General features: G+C 38.6%; 21 protein-coding genes. 11 read left to right on the forward strand and 10 right to left on the reverse strand.

Going from position 1 to position 22,783, the window contains the following annotated elements; all coding sequences use genetic code 11:
• On the reverse strand, positions 1-1,503 hold the full coding sequence (locus ACB089_RS22005) for a class I adenylate-forming enzyme family protein (protein ID WP_374963928.1): 1,503 nt from the start codon (positions 1,501-1,503) through the stop codon (positions 1-3).
• Complete coding sequence (locus tag ACB089_RS22010) at positions 1,496-1,885, reverse strand: MerR family transcriptional regulator (RefSeq protein ID WP_374963929.1); 390 nt, start codon at positions 1,883-1,885, stop codon at positions 1,496-1,498. Before ACB089_RS22010 ends, ACB089_RS22005 begins: the two co-directional genes overlap by 8 nt.
• A gap of 136 nt (positions 1,886-2,021) precedes the next feature.
• Here ACB089_RS22010 and ACB089_RS22015 point away from each other — a divergent pair, with 136 nt between their 5' ends.
• Genes ACB089_RS22015 through ACB089_RS22030 form a run of 4 tightly spaced genes read left to right on the forward strand, consistent with a single transcriptional unit; the run spans position 2,022 to position 3,146 of the window.
• Entirely contained in the window at positions 2,022-2,252 is a 231-nt protein-coding gene (locus ACB089_RS22015; protein ID WP_374963930.1) for a hypothetical protein, read from the forward strand.
• A complete protein-coding gene (locus ACB089_RS22020) occupies positions 2,249-2,458 on the forward strand; it encodes a hypothetical protein (RefSeq protein ID WP_374963931.1) in 210 nt (69 codons plus the stop codon). The genes ACB089_RS22015 and ACB089_RS22020 overlap by 4 nt, the downstream gene beginning before the upstream one ends.
• Complete coding sequence (locus ACB089_RS22025; RefSeq protein WP_374963932.1) at positions 2,455-2,664, forward strand: hypothetical protein; 210 nt, start codon at positions 2,455-2,457, stop codon at positions 2,662-2,664. The genes ACB089_RS22020 and ACB089_RS22025 overlap by 4 nt, the downstream gene beginning before the upstream one ends.
• Before the next feature lie 38 nt (positions 2,665-2,702).
• The gene (locus tag ACB089_RS22030; RefSeq protein WP_374963933.1) at positions 2,703-3,146 is read left to right on the forward strand and encodes a hypothetical protein; all 444 of its coding nucleotides are present in this window, start codon (positions 2,703-2,705) and stop codon (positions 3,144-3,146) included.
• Here ACB089_RS22030 and argS read toward each other — a convergent pair.
• Together argS and ACB089_RS22040 are read right to left on the reverse strand one after the other, a co-directional pair.
• Positions 3,114-4,781 carry an arginine--tRNA ligase gene (gene argS / locus ACB089_RS22035; protein ID WP_374967614.1) on the reverse strand — a complete coding sequence of 556 codons (1,668 nt, stop codon included), beginning with the start codon at positions 4,779-4,781 and terminating at the stop codon, positions 3,114-3,116. The two genes, ACB089_RS22030 and argS, sit on opposite strands and share 33 nt — an antisense overlap.
• Positions 4,781-5,212, reverse strand: a complete 432-nt coding sequence (locus ACB089_RS22040; RefSeq protein ID WP_374963934.1) for a DUF1934 domain-containing protein — start codon at positions 5,210-5,212, stop codon at positions 4,781-4,783. The genes argS and ACB089_RS22040 overlap by 1 nt, the downstream gene beginning before the upstream one ends.
• 205 nt (positions 5,213-5,417) lie before the next feature.
• Here ACB089_RS22040 and ACB089_RS22045 point away from each other — a divergent pair, with 205 nt between their 5' ends.
• On the forward strand, positions 5,418-6,356 hold the full coding sequence (locus tag ACB089_RS22045) for a threonine/serine dehydratase (protein WP_374963935.1): 939 nt from the start codon (positions 5,418-5,420) through the stop codon (positions 6,354-6,356).
• Between the two features lie 55 nt (positions 6,357-6,411).
• Here the strand turns inward: ACB089_RS22045 and ACB089_RS22050 are convergent, their stop codons facing one another.
• On the reverse strand, positions 6,412-7,170 hold the full coding sequence (locus tag ACB089_RS22050; protein WP_374963936.1) for a lysostaphin resistance A-like protein: 759 nt from the start codon (positions 7,168-7,170) through the stop codon (positions 6,412-6,414).
• Positions 7,167-7,736, reverse strand: a complete 570-nt coding sequence (locus ACB089_RS22055; protein ID WP_374963937.1) for a TetR/AcrR family transcriptional regulator — start codon at positions 7,734-7,736, stop codon at positions 7,167-7,169. Before ACB089_RS22055 ends, ACB089_RS22050 begins: the two co-directional genes overlap by 4 nt.
• 392 nt (positions 7,737-8,128) lie before the next feature.
• Here ACB089_RS22055 and ACB089_RS22060 point away from each other — a divergent pair, with 392 nt between their 5' ends.
• Positions 8,129-9,775, forward strand: a complete 1,647-nt coding sequence (locus ACB089_RS22060) for a methyl-accepting chemotaxis protein (protein WP_374963938.1) — start codon at positions 8,129-8,131, stop codon at positions 9,773-9,775.
• Between the two features lie 347 nt (positions 9,776-10,122).
• Here ACB089_RS22060 and ACB089_RS22065 read toward each other — a convergent pair whose 3' ends face one another.
• Positions 10,123-10,542: a winged helix-turn-helix transcriptional regulator gene (locus ACB089_RS22065; protein WP_374963939.1), complete on the reverse strand. Its 420-nt coding sequence runs from the start codon at positions 10,540-10,542 to the stop codon at positions 10,123-10,125.
• Positions 10,543-10,707: 165 nt separating this feature from the next.
• Here ACB089_RS22065 and ACB089_RS22070 point away from each other — a divergent pair, with 165 nt between their 5' ends.
• Complete coding sequence (locus tag ACB089_RS22070) at positions 10,708-11,424, forward strand: 3-ketoacyl-ACP reductase (RefSeq protein WP_374963940.1); 717 nt, start codon at positions 10,708-10,710, stop codon at positions 11,422-11,424.
• Between the two features lie 322 nt (positions 11,425-11,746).
• Here ACB089_RS22070 and speB read toward each other — a convergent pair whose 3' ends face one another.
• Positions 11,747-12,619: an agmatinase gene (gene speB, locus ACB089_RS22075; RefSeq protein ID WP_068985252.1), complete on the reverse strand. Its 873-nt coding sequence runs from the start codon at positions 12,617-12,619 to the stop codon at positions 11,747-11,749.
• A gap of 300 nt (positions 12,620-12,919) precedes the next feature.
• Between speB and ACB089_RS22080 the strand changes: the two genes are divergently transcribed.
• Positions 12,920-14,974 (forward strand): transglycosylase domain-containing protein, encoded by a 2,055-nt coding sequence (locus ACB089_RS22080; protein WP_374963941.1) that lies wholly within the window; start codon positions 12,920-12,922, stop codon positions 14,972-14,974.
• A gap of 353 nt (positions 14,975-15,327) precedes the next feature.
• Here the strand turns inward: ACB089_RS22080 and ACB089_RS22085 are convergent, their stop codons facing one another.
• On the reverse strand, positions 15,328-15,846 hold the full coding sequence (locus tag ACB089_RS22085) for a YwhD family protein (protein ID WP_374963942.1): 519 nt from the start codon (positions 15,844-15,846) through the stop codon (positions 15,328-15,330).
• A 167-nt stretch (positions 15,847-16,013) separates the two neighbouring features.
• Between ACB089_RS22085 and ACB089_RS22090 the strand changes: the two genes are divergently transcribed.
• From ACB089_RS22090 to ACB089_RS22100, 3 genes are all read left to right on the forward strand, one after another.
• Entirely contained in the window at positions 16,014-16,199 is a 186-nt protein-coding gene (locus ACB089_RS22090) for a 2-hydroxymuconate tautomerase (RefSeq protein ID WP_068985249.1), read from the forward strand.
• A gap of 172 nt (positions 16,200-16,371) precedes the next feature.
• Positions 16,372-16,602 carry a hypothetical protein gene (locus ACB089_RS22095; RefSeq protein WP_374963943.1) on the forward strand — a complete coding sequence of 77 codons (231 nt, stop codon included), beginning with the start codon at positions 16,372-16,374 and terminating at the stop codon, positions 16,600-16,602.
• Between the two features lie 8 nt (positions 16,603-16,610).
• The gene (locus ACB089_RS22100; RefSeq protein WP_374963944.1) at positions 16,611-17,279 is read left to right on the forward strand and encodes a class A sortase; all 669 of its coding nucleotides are present in this window, start codon (positions 16,611-16,613) and stop codon (positions 17,277-17,279) included.
• A gap of 51 nt (positions 17,280-17,330) precedes the next feature.
• On the opposite strand, the gene ACB089_RS22105 is transcribed toward ACB089_RS22100, so the two are convergent.
• On the reverse strand, positions 17,331-22,613 hold the full coding sequence (locus ACB089_RS22105) for a collagen binding domain-containing protein (protein WP_374963945.1): 5,283 nt from the start codon (positions 22,611-22,613) through the stop codon (positions 17,331-17,333).
• Positions 22,614-22,783: the final 170 nt, after the last annotated feature.

Genomic DNA, 22,783 nt, shown 5'->3' on the forward strand with positions numbered 1-22,783 from the left:
CTATCTCACCTCTTGTCCCTTCAAAGATTGTTTTAATATTTTGCCTGCTGCATTTCGTGGTAGCGCTTCCATTTGTTCAAAGAGGCGTGGTATTTTATATTTAGCAAGACGCTCCTCTAAATAATTTATAAGATCATTTTCAGCAATTGCCTTTTTAGAAGCATAGACGGCCTTCACCGTTTCTCCCCATTGTGGATGCGGAACACCTATTACAGCTACCTCAATAATCCCGTCATAGCTTAACATACTATCTTCTATTTCCTTCGGATAAATATTAACACCGCCTGAAATAATAACATCCTTTTTACGATCAACAATCCAAATATATCCACCCTCATCCATACGCGCTAAATCTCCTGTTTTAAGCCAGCCATCTATAAATGCAGCCTTTGTTGCGATGTCATCCTTGTAATAGCCCAACATATTGCCTTCACCAAATAACACGATCTCTCCAACTTCACCAACGCCGACACCTTCTCCATTGTCGTTGATAATACGCAGCTCCGTGCCAAGTGGTGCACGCTGACCAATACTCCCCGCCTTCGTTTCATGCTCCCTACCAAACAATAACGAACCGCTTGGACCAGCCTCCGTCAAACCATAAACACAAGTTAAATGAGCTGTTCGGAAAGCCTTTTCTATCAAGCGAATTTCATTTTGTGATAACGGCGCACCTCCATAAATCCACCATTTCATCGAAGATAAATCTGCTGTTTGCAATCTCGGCATTTGAGCAGTTAGCAAATAGGCGACAGGTGCACCAAAGAAATGCGTTGTCCTTTCCTGCTCGATTGAATCAATACACAAATCAGGTGTAAATGTTGGTGTTAGCACATTTGTTGAGCCTACAAGTACGCCTGCCATTAAAAATAAATGTAATGGCGCTGAATGTGTCAACGGCATCATGAGAAGGATTCGGCTTTCAGGCTTTACTTCCATTTCTACTGCAATCATTTGCGCTACAGTTAAAATATTACGATAGCTAAACAACACACCCTTTGGTTTTCCCGTTGTACCCGATGTATATAAAATCGTCGAGACATCATCTTCATTCAACTGACAATCAATTGTTTGAATGCTTGCATGTTGAATAAGTGTTTCATAGTTTAACCAACCAGCATGCTCTTGCCCCGTTTTGATTTTTAAAGGAACGACCGTGATGTTTTCAACTGCCGCAAAAATTGCTTCATGAACTAGAATAGCTTTAGCGTCTGCATGCTGCGCTACATATTCAACCTCTTGCAGCGTAAATTTCGCATTTACTGGAACGACAATAGCTCCAATACGCTGGATTGCAAAATAGCTAACAACAAACTCTACAACATTTGGCATAAAAATGATGACTTTATCGCCTTGTCGTACACCTTGCTCTAATAAAGCATGACTAAAACGTGTCACTTGCTCATCCAAATCACGATAGGTCACTCGTCTACCTTGACAAACAACCGCTTCGCTCAAAGGATACTTTCGCGCATTTCGTGCTAACAAATTCGAACTATTCATCGTACATCTCTCCCTTTAAAGTCGCTAATTTTTTAGTAAACACGCCTTGCAATTGCTGTAACTCATTTTTCATTTGTACAAGCTCTGCTATTTTGCTATCTATTTCTTGAACTTTTTGTTCCCCATATTCGACCGTACGCTCCAATTGCTGAATGCCAGTGCGGTCAAAATCAAACAGCAATACCATCTCCTTAATCTCCTCAAGTGAAAAACCGTAACGCTTTCCCCGAAAAATAAGCTTAAGCTTCGCCAATTCTTTTTTTGAAAAGGTTCGTTGATTAGTAGATGAACGATTGGGATTAAGCAGCCCAAGCTCCTCATAATAACGAATTGTCCGTGTTGAAACATTAAACTGCTTAGCCACTTCTTGAATCGTCTTCAACTTCATCTCCCCCTTCACATTTTCCATCAGTATATCATTGACGCTAACGTAAACTTCAACAAGATTTCTGAATCTTTAAGAAAATTATTGATTTAAGGAGATTAATTGTGACATTTCGATGGAGCTGTTCTTCTGTTTGCTGGTTCTATCCATCGCTTTGGCGGGGCGTTCCGTCGCTTTGATGATTCGTTCCGTCGCTTTGGCGGGGCGTTCCGTCGCTTTGATGATTCTTTCCGTCGCTTCGGATTTGTTCCGTCGCTTTGATGATTCGTTCCGTCGCTTCGGCGGCTTGTTCCGTCGCTCTGGTGGTTCTTTCCTTCACTTTGGCGATTCTATCCATCGCTTTGGATTCGTTCCGTCGCCTTGATGATTTGTTCCGTCGCTTCGGCGGCTTGTTCCGTCGCTCTGGTGATTCTTTCCTTCACTTTGGCGATTCTATCCGTCGCTTCGGATTCGTTCCGTCGCTTTGATGATTTGTTTCGTCGCTTCGGCGGCTTGTTCCGTCGCTCTGGTGATTCTTTCCTTCACTTTGACGGTTCTATCCGTCGTTTCGGATTCATTCCGTCGCTTTGATGATTCGTTCCGTCGCTTCGGCGGCTTGTTCCGTCGCTCTGATGGTTCTTTCCTTCACTTTGACGGTTCTATCCGTCGCTTTGGATTCGTTCCGTCGCTTCAATGATTCGTTCCGTCGCTTCGGCGGCTTATTCCGTCGCTCTGGTGATTCTTTCCTTCACTTTGACGGTTCTATCTTTCGCTTCGGATTCGTTCCGTCGCTTTGATGATTTGTTCCGTCGCTCTGGTGGTTCTTTCCTTCACTTTGGCGATTCTATCCATAATTTTGACTGTTCTATCCACGACTTTGGCTACTCTATCCTCACTTTGGCGGGGCCATCCTGACTTTGGCCGTTCTATCCATGACTTTGGCTGCTCTATCCACGACTTTGGCTGCTCTATCCACGACTTTGGCTGTTCTATCCACGACTTTGACGGTTCTATCCACGACTTTGGCGGTTCTATCCACGACTTTGGCGGTTCTATCCACACTTCAATGATTCGTTCCGTCGCTATGGCGGGTCGTTCGGTCACTTCGCCGATTCTTTCCGTCACTTCGGATGCGTTCGGTCGCTTTGCTGATTCTTTCCGTCGCCCCGCAGCTCTAGCTATCAAATCCATTTCAATACAAAAAACCCCCGGTACATTGTTGTGCCGGGGGCTAGAAAGACTTTTATTACATTTTTTCTGGTGCAGATACGCCGATTAAACGTAGTGCGTTGGCAATTGTTGTACGAACAGCCGTAATAAGGGCTAAACGCGCCTCTGTTAGCTCTTTATTTGAAGCATCTAACACTTTTTCAGCGTTATAGAAGCTGTGGAATGCAGCTGCCGTTTCTTGAATATAGTTGGCGATACGGTGCGGTGTACGGTGATTCGCAGCATCAGCTACCATTTTCGGGAAGTCGCCCACTTTTTTCAGTAAATCGATCTCTTTTTCAGCAACTAACAAGCTTAAATTGTCAGTTGAAGCAGCAAAGCCTTGCTCATTTGCTGAACGTAAAATAGATGAAATACGTGCATGTGCATATTGTGCATAATACACTGGGTTTTCATTTGATTGAGATACTGCAAGGTCTAAGTCAAAGTCCATATGAGAATCGCCTGCAGTTTTCACGAAGAAATAACGTACTGCGTCTAGGCCTACCTCTTCTACAAGCTCACGCATTGTAACAGCGTTCCCTGTACGTTTAGACATCTTGAATTTCTCACCGTTTTTATAAAGCTGAACCATTTGGATAATCTCTACTTCAAGCGTCTCACGATCATAGCCAAGCGCCTGAATAGCAGCTTTCATACGTGGAATATAGCCGTGGTGGTCAGCTCCCCAAATATTAATTAATTTATCGAAGCCACGTACAATTTTATCCTCATGGTATGCGATATCCGGAGTCAAATATGTGAAAGACCCATCATTTTTAATTAACACGCGGTCTTTATCGTCACCAAATGTTGTTGAACGGAACCAAGTAGCACCGCCTTCTTCAAATACATGACCATTTGCTTTTAATTTATCCAATGCCACTTCAATTTTGCCGTTTTCATATAGTGAAGTTTCAGAATACCACACATCAAAGTTTACGCGGAAGTTTGCAAGGTCTGTTTTTAACTTGTCTAATTCTAACGCTAAACCATGCTGACGGAAAAATGCAAAACGTTCATCATCAGATTTAGATAAAATTGTATCACCATGCTCACTAGCTAGTTTACCAGCAATTTCAATAATATCTGGACCATGATAGCCATCCTCTGGCATCTCAGCGTCTAATCCTAAAGCTTGCTTATAGCGCGCTTCTAGTGAGTAAGCTAAGTTATTAATTTGGTTACCCGCATCGTTTATATAGTACTCACGAGATACTTTGTAGCCTGCCATATCTAACACATTACATAATGAATCCCCTACTGAAGCTCCACGCGCATGACCTAAATGTAGATCACCAGTTGGATTTGCAGATACGAATTCAACTTGAACTTTTTCTCCAGCACCAGCATTAGAACGACCATAGTCAGCGCCTTGCTCAAGCACTGCTTTTACTACATCTGTTAGGAAATCTTTACGTACAGTAATATTCATAAAGCCAGGACCAGCAATATCGATTTTCTCAATAACTGTACCTGCTGTGTCAAGATTTTCTAAAATAGCTTCAGCAATGGCACGAGGTGGTTTTTTAGCTAATTTCGTTAATTGCATAGCGATATTTGTCGCATAGTCTCCATTTGCCTTATCCTTTGGTGTTTCAAGGTGAATATTTAACTCTGTGCCAGCCTCTACTAAGCCAGCTTTTTCAACAGCCTGCGCAATTGCCGCTTTAATGGCTTGTTGTACTTGTTCTACTGCGTTCATCATTGTACCTCCGTAAATGTAATGTCTAATGTATAGTTGCCAACGGATTGCCCACCCATTAGTAAATCATACTGTACATGGAAATCTCCGTTTATTGCTTGTTTTGTAAACGTCATTTTTTTCGTCTCTACGACGAGTGGCATTGAACCAAACTCACTTTCATAATGACCCGTTTGTTGTTCAATTATGTTAAGTGGTAGTCGCATTTTTACTGCTCCAGCACGCATAATTAGTGCCTGTTCATTGCCTAGCTTCATAGTTGTGCGGATGGTTTTATCCTCCTGCACCTCTTCATATTTCAAATACATGCTTCCTGCTTTTTCAAGTAGCTGCCCTGTCAGCCACATTTCATAACTTTCGGACTCTCCATCAATCGGACGAATCGTAGAAATGAGCTTAATGTTCACCTGCGATCTTGCTTCGTTGGCCATTATGGACGCTCCCTTTTATTGTTTTTACTATAACCTTTTTATTATAGGATGAATACTCATATTTTTTCAAGGTTGAAGTAAGTATTCTATGGTGTCGCGGCAATAATCACAGTCATTTTATTTATTGACACAAATTGCCTGTAAATCTACAGTTATAATATAACGCCAGAATTTTCAATTATTTCATTAAAGTGAGGGTTGCTGTATGTTAACACTTGAACAAATCCATACTGCTAAACGAAGAATTTCATCCTATGTATATGAAACACCTATTATTCGATTAAACGGGCTCGATGAACTTTTAGGATGTCAGGTCTACATAAAAGCCGAGAATATGCAAAAGACTAACTCTTTCAAACTGCGTGGAGCTCTTAATAAAATGCTATCCATGCCGTTAGAACAATTGCAACAAGGCGTAGTTGCTGCTTCCTCGGGTAATCATGGCAAAGGCGTTGCCTACGCTGCTAAGCTATTAAATATTAAGGCAACAATTGTCCTACCGGATTCAGCTCCTACAGTTAAGGTAGAAGGAATACGTGCTTTAGGTGCGGAGGTTGTACAATGTAAGCTGGCAGAAAGACATGTAATAACAGAAAAGCTCAGTCGTAATCACGGTTATTGCATTATACATCCTTATGATGATTACGATATCATGGCAGGACAAGGAACAGCAGGTTTAGAAATATTTGCACAGCTTCCTGATGTCAATACTATTGTTGTCCCTATTGGTGGCGGTGGATTAATGAGTGGCATTGCAACTGCTATAAAATCTATGGCCCCTCATATCAAACTAATTGGCGTGGAGCCTGCCGTTGTTTCGCGTTATGCCAAAAGCTTAGAAGCTGGCGAAAGATTGCTTTTAGAGGAACAAAAATCTTTGGCAGATGCCCTATTAACTTTACAGCCCGGAGAACGAAACTTTCCAATTGTTCAACAGCTTGTCGATGAGGTTGTAAGTGTAGAAGAAGAATGGATCCATCGTGGGATGAAGACCTTACTTTCCGAAGGTAAAATCATCGCAGAACCATCCTCTTCAATCGGTATTGGGGCTGCCCTTCAAGGAGCTTTACCTATTCATAAACATGAAAAAGTATGTTTTCTTATTTCAGGAGGTAATGTTGAATTAACACCTGAAGAGCACTAGACAAAAAAGCATCCGCTCGAATTAATGAGTAGATGCTTTTTTGCCCTCTTTTTTGTTAAACATAACTCTCCGTGTTTTTTAATTTCATTGCGTCCTTCTTAGTAAATAAAGCGCGCCAGAAATAAATTGAGAGACCAATTAACACCATGCAATGAATGATATAAATAGAAACAGCAAGAACAGTTGGCTCACCATCCGTCATGAAAGCTATAAAATCGTGCGTAGCGTGCCAGATAATCGGGAAAATAATACTTTTTGTCTTCGCAACAATTTCTGCACAAACTAGTCCAAAGAGGAATGCATAAGTTATTTGTAGTAATGTCATTACTAAATCAGCACCAGAAGCTAAATTTGCAAGATGCCCAATACCAAACAAAATAGAGGAACCTAGAATAGCTATTTTAAGACCTTTAGCTGATAAATATTTAAAAATTAAACCTCGGAAAATAAGCTCTTCACAAATACCAACGGCAATAACAAATAGAAGCAAAGTAAATACATACTGCACTGAAAAACTATCCTTATGTGTAAAACCATTAAAGAAAGCAATCAGCTCAGAAATAACGATCACAACCATCCACGCCTCGGCTTTAAATCTTCTAAATCCGAAATCCTGTAAAGAGAATTTGCTTTTTTTCATGATCCATAGAGTAACTAGAATACCACATGTAAAGGCTGCAAAATGAATCAAATAAATTGTGCTTAAGCTGCTTATATTTTTAACAGTTATAATTGCACCTGATATGGAAGGAAAAACAAGTGCAAGTAAGGTGAATAGAATCGATAACAGAATAGGTGAATTTTTTATGGTCATTTATTTTCTCCATTCTGTAATTTTTGTTTAACGCCTTCAAAAACATCTTTTAAAATGCCCTCAATTTCCGAGCTATCTAAATCACAAGTATTCGTCGCACACATTGTTGCAATACCGTGCGTAGTTAACCATATATCTATAAATAGCGATTTTGCTGAGGTTTGAGTTAATCCTGTGTTTTTTGAAATTAGTGCTATAATGCCTTGATTCTCAACGTCATTTAGTAATTCTGAAAAACTCGAAATCTTATATTTATTGGATAGAAATAATAGCTCAAAGAACTTTTTTTCTTCTCGAGCAAAGTTAATATACGCTAACCCCATCCCTAGTAAAGAGCTTTGTTGTAACCCCTGAAACATCCTTTCATTATAAAGATTGCTAGCCCTTTCAAATATCGCGTACTTTAAATCGTCCATACTCGCGAATAATCGAAATATAGGTTTTGTCGAACAACCTAATTCTTTTGCTAAATCTCGTGCATTGACACTATCAATCCCACTCTTTCTAGCCATTTCAAAAGCACAATCCAATAATATTCCCTCTGTAAACTGCTCTTTCGGTGCCAAAAAATTTCCCTCCATCCAATAGGTAACATCCGTTACCTATAATGTAACAATATTTTCCTATTCACGTCAATAAGATCATCAAAAAAACATCACTCTCTTTCATTTGAGCGGATGCTTTTTGTGTTTTCGGTATAAGTTATAACGTTCGTCAGAAACTCCATTGTAACAAGCTTCCCCCCTTTATTTTTCATAAAAATTTTATAATTCTCTCTTCTCTTATTAAAGACATGGATATGGTATATTATCACAATATCAAAATTACTCAATATATCCAAAGTCATCAGTATAAACCACTTTTTAGAAGATAATTGAGCCAATGGAGGAAATATTTTTGAAAAACTTATCAATCAGAAAGAAAATTCTAACACTTATTACGTCCGCTGTTGTTTTTTTTGCTAATTATTTCATTTAATGGTTTTTATTACATTAATGATATGGCAAAAAAATCTAGTGAAATGTATGACGAGTCACTTTTGCCAATTGAATATATCAGTCAACTTAGATCTAACTTTAGTGATGTAGATTCTTACATTTTAGAGCTCATGATTACTAAGGATGCTAATCGTAATACCGAACTACTGGCAAACATCTCAAAAAGTGGTGAAAGTATTAGAGACTTACTCATAAAATTCGAAGACTCTTACACTGGAAAAGAAGATGAAAAAGAACTATTAGAATCTCTTAATTCCAATCTCGATGGTTATTTTAGTACCATGACAAATATCATTAATTTGGCTAACAAGAACCAAAACGAGGAAGCCTATTCTGCATACACTAAAGCTTCAGACGATCTTATCAAGAAGGTGGAAACTGATACAGACAAACTTATAGCTCTATGTGTTGATGATGCCGACCAGCTGAATAAAATAAACGAACAAAATCAATCTACTACTATGCTTATTTCTGCCATTCTTTCTGTTTTAGCTATTATTTTCTTTATTACATTAGCAACATGGATTGCACGTTTAATTGTAAATCCGTTGAAAGAGTTGCAGGCTACTATGTTAAAAGCAGGCGATGGTGATTTGACTGTGCAAGGTACCTATTCATCCAAAGATGAAATTGGTCAATTAACTCAATCATTTAATTCGATGATTAATAATATTCGTACTACCGTAACAAAAGTCAATGAAACTGCTAATCATGTAGCCTCGGCATCTGAAGAGTTAAATGCTAATGCAGAAGAAACTACGAAAGCAACAGAGATGGTTGCCATTACGATGGAAACGATTGCTCATGGATCAGTAGAGCAATTAAATAATGTTTCTAGCACCGTCAATACCGTCAATGAGCTTTCAACTGGTGTTCAACAAGTAGCTGGGAATGCTCAAGCTGTAACCGAACTTTCAGGTGATTCTTTATCCCTGGTGATAAATGGAATGAATGCGGCGGATCAAATGAATCAACAAATGATGGACATCACTGAACGAGTAAATGACTTATCCGAAGTTGTCAACTTGTTAGGAAAACGTTCTAATGACATTGGTCAAATTATTGATTCGATTACAGCCATTGCTGAACAAACAAATCTCCTTGCCCTGAACGCCGCAATTGAAGCCGCACGTGCTGGCGAGCATGGGAAAGGCTTTGCCGTCGTTGCAGATGAGGTTAGAAAATTAGCAGAACAGTCTGCTGCTTCTTCAAACAAAATTGAAGTGTTGATTTCAGAGACACAGAAGGATACTCAAAAAGCTGTTGAATCAATGAAGTTAGTTACAGTGGGAGTTAATGAAGGGATTAAAACAACTGAAAATACACGTACAACTTTCGCTGCCATTCAAGGGGCCATTCAAGATGTTACCATGCAGGTAGAAGAAGTATCTGCAGCAGTTGAGCAAATGGCGGCAGGAACTGAAGAAATTGTTGGTAGTATAAATACAATCCACTCCATAACTAAATCTACTACAGCCGGTACAGAGAGTATTTCTGCTACAACTGAAGAACAAACAGCATCAATGGAGGAAATTTCATCATCTGCTTATGCGCTCGCAAACTTGGCAGATGAGTTAAGAGACTTAGCAGCTCAATTCAGAGTTTAATAGGATGATTGCGGTCAGCACCACTTTTCACATTTAATTATGACTTTGTACATTTTCTGAGAAATAACAACATAGGTCATAGATGCGGCTAAAACTAAAATGTACCCTGTAAGATAGACACTTAAAAAAGTTTCTCTTACAGGGTACTTTTATTTATAATGACTTAAAGAAGTGGGACTAGCTCATAACTCCCCACTTAAACTACTTCTCTTATTTTACCCAGCCCAAAATTATTTCTCTTAGCAATTTACTTGCTGTGTTTGCGACTGGCATTTCACTTTTGACACAGAGATTGTTTCTGGCCTTTTTAATACTTATTTCTCTTTCTTTTATATTCAATATTTTTGCTAACAGCAACGACAATTTAAATCATCGGAAATGGCCTCGTTATTTTTCTTATTGCTTTCTTGTTTAATTTGATCGATTCTATTTTTCCCCCACTCATACATCATCTCAACGATTGGTAATAATGTCATCCCTAGTTCAGTCATTGAATATTCGACTTTCGGAGGAACTTCTGGAAACACTTCTCTATGAACTATCCCATCATCCATCAGTTCACGTAATTGATTTGTTAATATCTTATGAGATATTTTCGGAAAAAGTCTTTGAAGTTCACTGAAGCGATGTGGTCCTTCTACACCTAAATGCCACAAAATAACAACCTTCCATTTCCCACTAATAATCGATAAGGTAAGTTCTTTTTCACAATGATAATCATTATTTAATATTCTCTCTTTTATCTCGTCTCTTAATTTAACCGACATAGAACTAACTCCCTTTTCATATAAGTAACTTTTAGTAACCTCCGCACCAAAAAGTGCACTCTTCACAATGTAGAAAACCATAGTAAAATGAGGATAGTCTTAAAGACAAATCTTAATCTATTTTTTCGTCTAAATAAAATGATCTCAACTAAAGGAGCTAAAAACATGCAAACAATCGCAGGAAAAGTGGCGTTAATTACAGGAGCAGGTCGTGGAATAGGACGCGCAACAGCAGTAGCTTTTGCGCAAGAAGGTATTCATGTAGGTCTTATTGGGCGCACTCTTGAGAATTTACAACAAGTAGCAGAGGAACTTAAACAGTATGATGTGAAGGTAGCAATCGCTGTGGCAAATGTAGCAGATTTAGACTCTATTACTACAGCTGTTGAATCAATTCGCAGTGAGCTTGGGGCAATCGATATTTTAGTAAACAATGCCGGCATTTCAAAATTCGGTAGCTTCATGGACTTAACGCCTGAGGAATGGACAAATATTATCGACGTTAACGTAAAAGGCGTATACTACACAACACGCGCTGTATTACCGGAAATGTTAGAGCGCAACACAGGAGACATCATTAATATCTCATCAACAGCTGGTCAAAAAGGTGCACCGATTACAAGTGCCTACTCGGCTTCAAAAGCTGCAGTTATCGGACTAAGTGAGTCATTAATGCTTGAAGTGCGTAAGAAAAATATTCGCGTTACAACATTAACGCCAAGTACAGTTGCTACAGATATGGCGGTTGAGCTAAACTTAACAGACGGCAATCCTGAAAAAGTGATGCAAGCAGAAGATTTAGCAGATTTAATGGTTGCACAGCTAAAACTTCATCCACGTGTTGTATTAAAACATGCTGGACTTTGGTCGACGAACCCTTAATAGAACTATTCGAAATATCAAGGCGCTATCCGATGTATTTTGGATGGCGTCTTCTTTTTTAGATTAATAAACTTTAACAGGGATACTACCACCCCATCTATCACATGAACGGTATCACTCGTAAAAGCTAGATAAGACCTTTATCAAAAGATGTTTATCATGCCTTTGAGAACAAATTAAAATCCTCTACGATTCGAATCCTATTACACAATAAATTACACGGGACTGCGCTACCTTCTCTAAGAAAAAAGCGAAAAAGTGGGGCTAGCTCATAGCTAACCCCCACTCTAACCGCTTCATATAAACACTTATAAAGCCCTCTTTATTTTACCCAGCCCAAAATCATTTCTCTTAACAATTTACTCGCTGTGTTTGCTGTCATTTCTGATGTGTCGTAAATTGGCGCAACTTCAACTAGGTCAAAGCCAACTACATTGACATTACTTGCTGCAATCGCATGGATTGAAGCTAGTAATTCTTTCGATGTAATGCCTCCGCAATCAACTGTTCCTGTACCTGGTGCATGTGCAGGATCAAGTACATCAATATCAATCGTCACGTAAACATTACGTCCTGCTAAAGTCGGTAATACCTCTTTTAATGGCTCTAGCACTTCAAATTTTGAGATGTGCATGCCATTTTCCTTTGCCCATTCGAATTCTTCCTTCATACCAGAACGAATACCAAATGAATAGACATTTTTTGGTCCGATATGTTCAGCAATTTTGCGGATAGGCGTTGAGTGAGAAAGTGGCTCCCCTTCATATTCAACACGTAAGTCTGTATGTGCATCGAAGTGGATAATTGCTAGATCATCATATTTCGCAGATACAGCTTTCATTACAGGCCACGATACTAAATGTTCGCCACCCATGCCAACTGGAATCTTGCCATCCGCTAAAAGCGTCTCGATATACTTTTCAATTTCATCTAAAGAACGCTGTGCATTCCCGAATGGTAACGGTATATCTCCTGCATCAAAATATTTCACTTCTTCTAACTCGCGGTCTAAATATGGGCTATATTCTTCTAGACCAATTGATACTTCACGAATACGCTGCGGGCCAAAACGTGAGCCCGGACGATAACTAACTGTCCAGTCCATTGGCATACCGTAAATAACTGCCTGAGCATCCTCATATGTGGGATGACTTTTTATAAAAACATTTCCTGAATAAGCTTCATCAAATCTCATTGCTCGACCTCCACTTTTATTAGGAATTAATCCTATTTCACCATTACTCTATTAAGGACTTACAGGATTGTAATGAAACCTCTATCCTTGCATCCTCGTATACATTATTGGAACATCTAGCAAAATTCGATTAAAATTTACAAAGTGTCTTTCTTTTGTCGAATGCTAGCATTTCAAACAGTACAAAAAAAGTATAGATGTTTTTGAATAAAGTGCAATAGTTTTTACCTAGAATTTCGATTAAAGATGAATGTTCAGACACATACTATACGCAAGTGTGAGAAAACGAGGTGAAGTCGGATGAAGAGAAAAAGCTATCAACGTAAGCAAAAACGTACGAAGCGTACACGCAAAGCCCTTACCCTTTTCGTCGCCTTTCTATCTGCAATTGTAGTAGCATTTGTAGCTTTACGCGTCTATGTTCAAGTGGCTGGTGCCCCGCCTTTAACCGTACCTAAAGCCTCTATTTTCTTAGATGAAAATGAGAACCAGATTGGGGATCACTTTACGAACGAACGACGTTATTGGGTTGATCTTGATGAGATGTCCCCCTATCTAAAGAAAGCAGTGGTCGCTGTTGAGGATAAAGATTTTTATGAGCATAGGGGATTGGATTTTTCACGTATCGCAGGTGCATTATTAGTTGATATTAAGGCTGGAAGTAAGGTTCAAGGAGCAAGTACTATTACACAACAATATGCTCGAAATCTATATCTTTCACATGAAAAGTCTTGGACACGAAAATTAAATGAAGCACTGTATGCTTATAGATTAGAAGTTTTTTATGATAAGGATGAAATACTGGAGGGCTATTTAAACACTGTATACTACGGACATGGTATGTACGGTGTAGAAGCAGCTAGTCGATTTTATTTCGGAAAATCTGCCAGTGATTTAACACTAGCGGAAGCAGCAATGTTAACTGGAATTCCAAAAGGGCCAAGTATTTACTCTCCTATTGTCAATCTAGATAAGGCAACTAATCGCCAGCACGTTATTTTAAAATTGATGGCTGATCAAGGTGCCATTACGCAAGATGAAAAAACACGTGCAGAAAATGAAAAGCTTGTCTTAAAGAATGATAGCTGGGTAGCAACAAAATCTGTGGCACCATTCTTCCTTGATGTAGCATGGCAAGAGGCTAGTGAAATTTTGAAAGCAAAAAGTCTCGACATTAGTGAAGGTGGCTGGACTATTCAAACAACCCTTAATCAAGAACACCAAAAAGCAGCAGAAGAAGCTGTAGCCAAAAATATGCCTGCTAATGAGCTCCAAGCCGCGTTCGTTAGTATGGAGTCCAATTCAGGTGCTGTTACAGCACTAGTCGGAGGCCGTGACTATGCTACAAGTTCATTTAACAGGGTGACACAGGCAAAACGTCAGCCAGGCTCAACCATTAAACCTATTTTATATGCCGCAGCTTTAGAGAATGGGTATACGCCATTAACGTTTTTAGATGTAGGTGAGACAACTTTCACTTATGATAAAGGACGTTCAACATATTCTCCTAAAAATGTTAACGGTCAATTTGCAACGCATGATATGTCAATGGCACAAGCGATCGCTATTTCAGATAATATTTACGCAGTTAAAACATTAGAGGAAATTGGATTTAAAACATTTCACGAGATGGCTAATCGATTCAACGTGAATATCGGTGATAAAGACAATTTATCTATTGCGCTAGGAACGGCTGAAACTACTTTATACGAAATGACGAATGCTTATAATATTTTAGCATCACAGGGACAAAAAACCGCTCCTACTACTATTATTTCTATTAAAGATGCTAATGGTGATATCATCTACGAAAATAAAGAAGATAATAAAGAAGCTGAGACAGTTCTCTCAAAAGAAGATACGTTTATCTTAACAGAAATGATGACAGGTATTTTCGATCCTGTATTTAACGATTATTCTCCAGCTACAGGAATTGGTATTCGCTCTCGTATGACGCATACGTATGCAGCAAAATCTGGTTCTACAAATAGTGATCAGTGGTTAATCGGATTTACACCTAGTTTAACTGCCGGTGTGTGGAACGGCTATGACCAAGGAAAAAATATAGAAACAAAAGAAGATACTGCAGCTACAAAGAAAATATGGATTGACTTTATGGAGGCTGTCAATAAAGGAACAAAGAACGAGGATTTCACAAAGCCTAAAGATGTGAAAGGTGTGGTCATCGATGTTGAAACAGGTAAGCTTGCAACAGATGCCTGCCCTAAACAACGTCTGGTCTATGTAGATGAAAAGGATGTACCGACTGAAAAATGTTCAAACTTTGATATTCTCGATAGAGATACATGGGGAGAAATTTGGAATATGCTCCCATTCGACATTTTTAAAAACTAATAGACAATGTGGAAACCTTTATGAGTCAATCACGTTCTAAATAACGAAGGCTCTCGACAAAGTAATAGACATATACAAAAAAGAAAAGAAAAGCTTTCTCTTCCCCGGAGCCGTGTCCGTGGGAACAGAAAGCTTTTCTTATTTATGGCTCGCGAAGTAGATGAGCATCATGAGGCATTTGGCTTGGGTTTGGGTTGTTCAAATGCCGCATAGCGCTCATCACATTCGCAGAACCAAGTGTCCTAGCTTACTAAAATGTAAGTCTGCATCAAGTTTACTTTGTTTCAAACCCACTTTCAACCTTATATCGAAAACGATTGCAAAATGTCACAGATTGTTCAATCATTGTAAGTCTATTCTGCAAATAAGTCTTGACGCAATTGGTCCTCACTACGTGCCCACAGGTCTGGATTGAGCTCCGCTAAGAAAGAAGCTAACACTTTTTTAGATGGTGCATCCATATGCTCTACAATAATATGACGCTTCATAGATTTATCCATTTTATTAACATGATCAGCTAAAATTTTATAGCCACGACGTTTTTCTCGATTGACTACCATTTCACACGCAGTAACACCTGCATAATAAGGTCCATCCGCTTTATGGTCAATCGTCACCCATACGAGCCAATACGGTTTTCCACCCTCTGAATCTGCACGATCTGTCGTAAATTTAATACCACGTTCTACATCACTACGAGCATGCATTGCACCGACTTCAACTGATGCTGTCCCCTCTTCTATATCGATCATGACTGGCGATACGTTTTCAAGCGAAAGCGAACCAATCCCAAATCCCTTATGTCCAGCTGTTGGGTCATTTTTAACAATCGTAAAGCCCATTTTTTGTTTTGGTTTTTCTTCATTTGCCATACTTTAATTACCTCCATTCTGCTATTATAAAGTAAAGCATCGTTAGCGCATCGGTGTCGTCATGACAACGACTCTTGCCTTGCGCAAATGCCTGAATACAAGTAAGAAGTTTATATACTTTCTTATAAACTAACTATACAACATTATTCAATAAAGGAGGCAATATTATGCCATACGTAACAGTAAAAATGCTCGAAGGTCGTACAGACGAACAAAAACGCGCTCTAGTAAAAGAAGTAACAGAAGCCGTTTCTCGTACAGTTAACGCGCCAGCAGAAAACGTAACAGTCTTTATCGAAGAAATGCCTAAAAACCATTACGGTGTTGCAGGCGTGCTCCACAGTGATAAATAAAGAGTATAACGGGTAGAGCAACATAATGCTCTACTCTTTTTCGTCTGATGTCCTTACTGACAATACATAACGTTTTACCAGGCCAGTTATAGTACTAGCGGCGGAGTATGACCTGTTAGCGGCGATTCTCTCGATTTTAGCGGCGGAATTTGATCCTTTACCGGCGATGTTCTTGGTTTTAGCGGCGGAAATCGATCCTTTACCGGCGATGTTCTCGCTTTTAGCGGCGCAACTCGATTCTTTACCGGCGATTCTTTCACTTTTAGCGGCGCAACTCGATCCTTTACCGGCGATTCTTTCACTTTTAGCGGCGCAACTTGATCCTTTACCGGCGATTCTCTCGGTTTTAGCGGCGGAAATCGACCTACTTCCGGCGATTCGTAATTTCAATACTAGGATGTGATCTATGAAATGAATAAACTTAAACTAACACTACTCATTTGTATGCTCATCATTGGCCTCTTACTTATCTTTATTAATCCAATTCAAAATGCCATTATCGCTCATTTAAGTAAACAATTAAATACAACCGATTACAGTGCAGAGGATATTGAAAAGAACAATAATGTGGATGCCGACTTTGAATTTGAAGCAGTACAATCACTATCTATTGCAGAAGTTTTAAAAGCTCAAACAACAGCTAATAAAATGCCTGTCATTGGTAGTATCGCTGTCCCTAGTGTTGATATGCAGCTTCCTATCGTCAAAGGCGTTGGCAATGCCTCTCTTGCCGTTGGAGCAGGCACCATGAAGCCTAATCAAAAACTTGGACAAGGAAACTACGCATTAGCGGGTCATTACTTTGAGGAAACAGATATTTTATTTAGCCCCTTATACAAAGCGAGTATAGGAGATACGATTTATGTAACGGATTTAACGAATATTTATGAGTACAAACTAACGACTAAGGAAATCATCGCCGCTACGGATGTTTATGTTATTGATGATATCCCTAATAAAACCGTCTTGACCCTCGTTACATGCGCTGATAATGGTACGAAAAGACTTGCCATTCAAGCAGATTTGGTTGAGCAATATCCGTTTGACAAAGCACCTGCAAAGCTATCAGAAACTTTTTAGTATACGAAAAACCCCAAGATTTTTACGATCTTGGGGTTTTCTTATTGAATATTATTTCACTTCCGTATTGCGACGACGCAATAAGAACAATGCACCTAGAACAAGAGCTACACCAACTAGTGTAAGAGCTGTTTGGTTTGCTCCATCTGTTTGCGGCAGTTTGCCTGTCGCTTTTAATTGAGCTTCCATTTGTTCAGCATCTGCTTTGATTTTGTCAATATCAAGAGATTTTGCTACTTCTTCCTGTTCCTCTTTAGATAAATTGTTGTAATTATCGAGGAAATCCTTATACGAATCTAGTGTGTCTTTATTCGCTGTAGAAGGATTGTATGGTGGTAATTTTTCACCTTGATCAATGACATCAGTTACAGATGGTTTAGAAGTTTCAGGTTTTCCAGGATTTGTTGGATTTTTTGTATCTGTTGTTGGGTTACCTGGATTTTTGGGATCAACCGGTTTCTCTGGATCTGGTGTTGGTTTCTCTGGATCAACCGGCTTCTCTGGATCTGGATTTGGCTTGTTTGGATCAACTGGCTTCTCCGGATCAGGATTTGGTTTGTTTGGATCAACTGGCTTCTCCGGATCTGGATTTGGTTTGTTTGGATCAACTGGCTTCTCTGGATCTGGATTTGGCTTGTTTGGATTAACTGGTTTTTCTGGATCTGGATTTGGTTTGTTTGGATCAACTGGTTTTTCCGGATCTGGATTTGGACCTGGAGTCCAGCCACCGCCACCTCCGCCTGTTGATGAAGGTTTTACTATAGCAGAACATGTATCTTTTACTGTGAATGAGCCAATTAAGCGACTTCCTTCATATACATAGTACGTACCTTGCTTAATAGCTTCGTTTGGCAATACAACCGTTCCCGCAACACTAGTTGTTAGAACTTCACTATTGTCTACACCTTTAACGATATTACCATTAGCATCTTTTACTGTTATCTTTGCATTCGCATTAGGCGTTCCAAACTCTGTTTGTACAGTTAATGTAAACGCAGGACATGCAGGCGCTGCTGATATTTCTGCTTCACAATTAACTGAATATTTAACTGTTATTTGACCAATGAATAGATCACCTTGATATACATTGTACACACCTGAAGGAATGTTTTCAGATGGAATAGTAATTTGACCTAATTCATTTGTCGTCTTATTTGTAGCAATAATTGCTCCTCTTGTATCTTTGATCGTGATGTTGTCAACATTAGGGCGTACTTTGCCATTTTCATCTTTTACCGTTAGTGTAAATTGTGGACATGAAGGTGCTGGTTGAACTGTTTTTTTACATTCGATATTGTTTTGGAAGTTACCAATTTCTTTACCATCTACTACAACTGTGTAAATACCTGATTCTAAATCAGTTAATTCAATAACACCTGTCGTAGTTGTTGTGTTAATTATTTCTTTACCGTTAGCATCTTTAACAACTATTTTCGTCGTACCATCAGTAATATTATTACCATCAACATCTTTCACAGTTAATTCGAACTTCTCACATTTTGGTACTTCTTTAACGATAAATTCATGCCCACAGTCTTCTGTGTATGTTAAAGTTACTGTCCCTAAGAACTGGTTACCTTCGTACACTGCATACTCACCTGGTTTTACGCCATTTATAGCATTATTTTTGTTAGATTCAAAAATAAACTTGCCTGCCGCATTAGGTGATAACTTCACTTCTGTAGTACCTGATTTCAACGTTAACTCTTTAATATTTGTACGGATATTTCCTTCTGAATCTTCAACCACGATTGTGAAGTTTTCGCACTTAGGTGTTGGTTGAATATTCTCATTACATTTGTCACTATACTCAACTGTAATCGTCTTTAACGTCACACCATCATAAACAACGTCGTACTGACCTGCTTTAACTTGGTCTGGTGTAAAAGTAACTTTACCATTTTCAATTTTATGATCTTCGGATAATCCTGTTGCTTTACTTACTAATGTTACTGTTCCGTTATTAACTAATTTACCGTCAATATCATATACTGTTAATTCGAATCGATCACATTTCAAGGAGCTTTCTGGTTTATTAGCGATTTCAACAATTTGTTTACCTGCAAATGTACCTGATGTTGCTTTTTTATTGCGATCTAATGGAAAGCTTACATCTGGATTTTCAAAACCAGGAACTTTTGTTTCTTTTACTGTATATTTACCTTCAGCTAATTTTAATCCGAAATCTAATACACCGTCTTTACCTGTTTTAGCACTAATTAATGGTTTATCACCTGTATATTCGCTGTATAAAGTAAACTCAACATCTTTCATTACTTCGCCTGTTGCAGCATTCGTTTTTACAATAACGAATGGTACTTTAACTGTTGATGCTTGGTTACCATATTTAAAATCAACAATTGACCAGCTATCTTTCCCACTTGTTTGACTGCTACCTTGATAGCTTACTTCTACTTCATTTTTAGCATCAGAGCCTGAAGGACCTGTAAATACTGTTTCGTATTCTACGTAGTAAGCTCCAGTTACATTACCTAAATCAAGAGTGAACGTACCATTTTTCATATCTACATTTAATGTATACTCACTTGGAGCTAAAAGTTTCTTATCTCCAGCTGGATTACTTGGAGTTTTTCCAGACAATGCAACTTTATATACTTTAAATGTATCTTCTAGAATCATTTGTTCTGGGTTACCCTCAGCATCTTTACCAACTGTGTCAGTAATGACTACATTGTCTAATTTAGATTGTGCGTAGTTAAATTCAAAATTCCACTTAGCTACTGCCGAACCCTTTTCTGCCTGATTACCCATTTTGTTTAAAATTTTATCGGTATGACTTACATCAACCGTTTCTGTCCATGATGCATTTTTACCCGCTTCACTTGTCAATGTAGCTGTGTTTGTAATACTTACTGGGTTACCATGTGGGAAAATGCCATCTGAGTCTACTGATTCATACGTCACTTTATAAGGGCTATCAATATCCCCTAATTCAAGCTTAATTTCATTCTGTTTACCTGAGGTGTTTTCAATTGTTAATGGATCTCCTACCTTTTCGAAATCACCGCTTGCATTTAGTTTACCTTTTTGCACTACAATATTTTGAACTGTTTGTGTATCTGGTAATTTATCTTCGAATACCGCATTTTTTAAATCATTGTAGTTAAAGTTTAACTCAACATCCCAGTGGAAGGTTTTTGTTGCGTAATTATAATAACCCTCTTTTTTACCGTTTGCTTTTTGTTCAGAGTGGATATTTTGTTCATCCCAATCAGATGAAACTTTTGATAAAGCACTATTTTCCATTTGTACTTCATTTCGATATTGAATTGTATTTTCTCCAACATGTCGAATATCGTAATCTGTATCGTACGTAATTTCGATAAGTTTATTTGTTGCATTCTTTAAAGTGATTTCAAAACCAGTTTTATCGTTTCTATTAGTTAACGTGTAATCTGTACCTTTAACTAATGTGGTATTACCTACTTTTACCTCTAAAGTATCTTCTTTTAAAGTTAGATTTTTATCTGTAAAAGTATCAGTAAACACAGTACCAGCATCTAAGTTATAGCCTGCTTGGTTCGCCACAATTTTCCATGACATCGTTTTATTATGATAATCAATACCATCTTTGGATTTGTGCAGTAATAATCCTGTTTTACTATAAGTTGTACTGTCTTGAACTGACGTTGTCATATCGCTACGCGTTACTGTATTTGTTACAGTATAATCTTCCGTAGGAAAAACACCTGCTTTTGGCTTTGTTTTGTATTTGATTACATATGGTTTTGTTACATCAGCACCAAATGATAATTTAAAACCGTTACTAACTGTAGTATCTACATCAGCAGTAATATCAGCAGGAGTAGTACCATCTTCCATGAACACCTGTACATCTCCATCTAATTCTTGAGTGTCTGACCACACATCAGTCAGTACTGCATTTTTCGATGAAATGTTACGTTTATTAAAGTTGTATTTAATCGTCCAAGTTGTTGTTAAATCATTATAAGTAGGACCTTCATGTGTTTTTGCTAATGGGGCTCCAAATTCCACTGTTACTGGTATAGTAGCGGATTCCCCATTATAAGTTGCCTTATTTTTAAAGGTATCACTTTTAACGTTACCTGGGTCTCCAACTTCTGTTTGGTACTCAATATGGTAAGCTGTATACTTTTCATTTGGTAATTTAATTGTCATTCTGTCTTTATCAGAATCTTTATCAAAGATTGGAGTCGCAGTTACAGGATCAGTAGAGACTTTTATGTCGCCATTAGGAAATACATTAAACTTTGTGATTTTTATAGAATCTTGCTTAAATGTATGTGCACCTTCTATTAGTGTATCAACAAAATCTGTAGTACCTGACGCTTCATTAACGCCTAGATTTGTATTAACATCTACTGTCCAGTTAATATACTTGCTGTTTAGCGCACGACTATCTGCTTCACCTGATTTGGTAACAGGTGTACCGCTATTCGAAGGTTGGAAGTTCAGCTTGATATTTTCAGTGCCTGGTAAACTAATTGTTTCTTCCCAATTCATATTACCATTTAAAAAATTTGCCTCTACCATAAAATATGCATCTGGCTCAAGGGCTACACCCGTTCCTAAATCATCTCGTAACTCATCGTTGAATGTAATTACGATGTCATTTCCATTTTTCGAAATTGTACCTACCTCACCATAATTTGTTCCATTTGGGAATGAGATACCTTCAAAAATAGCTGGTAAAGTGTACGTTAATGTTGTACCCGGACCATAATTATGTCCCGCTGCTAGTTCTAAATGAAATTTAAACTCTGCAGATTGTCCATTAGTAACTTTAATACTGTCACTTGGATTAACCTTTTTTTCATCCACAGTAAACTCAACATTTTTAATGACTTCAACAGGCATAGTTGATTCATACTTTGGTGGTGTAGTTACGTCCTTAATATCTCCACTTGGATCTTCTTCTTCAGCGCTAGAACCAGGATCAGTACCATCCTCTTTTCCTGCTTCAGCTGGTGGTGCGACCTCGTCCGTGGAACCAGTACCAGTATCTCCTCCAGTTTCAGCTGGTGGCGTTACAGGTGGTACGGCCTCTCCCGTAGAATCAGTACCAGCATCTTCTTCAGTTTCAGCTGGTGGTGTTACAGGTGGTATGACCTCTCCCGTAGAACCGGTACCAGCATCTCCTCCAGTTTCAACTGGTGGTGTTACAGGTGGTACGACCTCTCCCGTAGAACTCGTACTAGTCCCAGTATCTGTTCCAGTTTCAACTGCAGGTAGTTCGCCCTCTGCTGCAAACACTGAAATCGGTGATAGTACGGTTTGGAATACGAGCAGCAATAAGATAATTGCTATGTTTAATTGTTTAAGTTTCTTCATGTTTCTCTCCTTTTCTTAGTTCAGAGAGATACCTGTTGGTGTTTGTTGACGACGTTGCATCCTTTCGTCATGTTGGAATGGTATGTCACAAACAATAGGTTGGTCCCTCTTTCCTTCAATTCACTTGTCGCCCATAAATGAATACATTCTTATAAGTACCTCACGGCGTA

This window comes from Lysinibacillus sp. RS10 (assembly GCF_041956855.1).
GTDB lineage: Bacteria > Bacillota > Bacilli > Bacillales_A > Planococcaceae > Lysinibacillus > Lysinibacillus xylanilyticus_A.

Coding starts and splice junctions, on each gene's coding strand:
- ACB089_RS22065 (WP_374963939.1), bottom strand. CDS start 10,542: ATGTCGGTTAAATTAAGAGACGAGATAAAAGAGAGAATATTAAATAAT.
- ACB089_RS22090 (WP_068985249.1), top strand. CDS start 16,014: ATGCCATACGTAACAGTAAAAATGCTCGAAGGTCGTACAGACGAACAA.
- ACB089_RS22045 (WP_374963935.1), top strand. CDS start 5,418: ATGTTAACACTTGAACAAATCCATACTGCTAAACGAAGAATTTCATCC.
- ACB089_RS22050 (WP_374963936.1), bottom strand. CDS start 7,170: ATGACCATAAAAAATTCACCTATTCTGTTATCGATTCTATTCACCTTA.
- ACB089_RS22085 (WP_374963942.1), bottom strand. CDS start 15,846: ATGGCAAATGAAGAAAAACCAAAACAAAAAATGGGCTTTACGATTGTT.
- speB (WP_068985252.1), bottom strand. CDS start 12,619: ATGAGATTTGATGAAGCTTATTCAGGAAATGTTTTTATAAAAAGTCAT.
- ACB089_RS22040 (WP_374963934.1), bottom strand. CDS start 5,212: ATGGCCAACGAAGCAAGATCGCAGGTGAACATTAAGCTCATTTCTACG.
- argS (WP_374967614.1), bottom strand. CDS start 4,781: ATGAACGCAGTAGAACAAGTACAACAAGCCATTAAAGCGGCAATTGCG.
- ACB089_RS22070 (WP_374963940.1), top strand. CDS start 10,708: ATGCAAACAATCGCAGGAAAAGTGGCGTTAATTACAGGAGCAGGTCGT.
- ACB089_RS22105 (WP_374963945.1), bottom strand. CDS start 22,613: ATGAAGAAACTTAAACAATTAAACATAGCAATTATCTTATTGCTGCTC.
- ACB089_RS22100 (WP_374963944.1), top strand. CDS start 16,611: ATGAATAAACTTAAACTAACACTACTCATTTGTATGCTCATCATTGGC.
- ACB089_RS22080 (WP_374963941.1), top strand. CDS start 12,920: ATGAAGAGAAAAAGCTATCAACGTAAGCAAAAACGTACGAAGCGTACA.
- ACB089_RS22005 (WP_374963928.1), bottom strand. CDS start 1,503: ATGAATAGTTCGAATTTGTTAGCACGAAATGCGCGAAAGTATCCTTTG.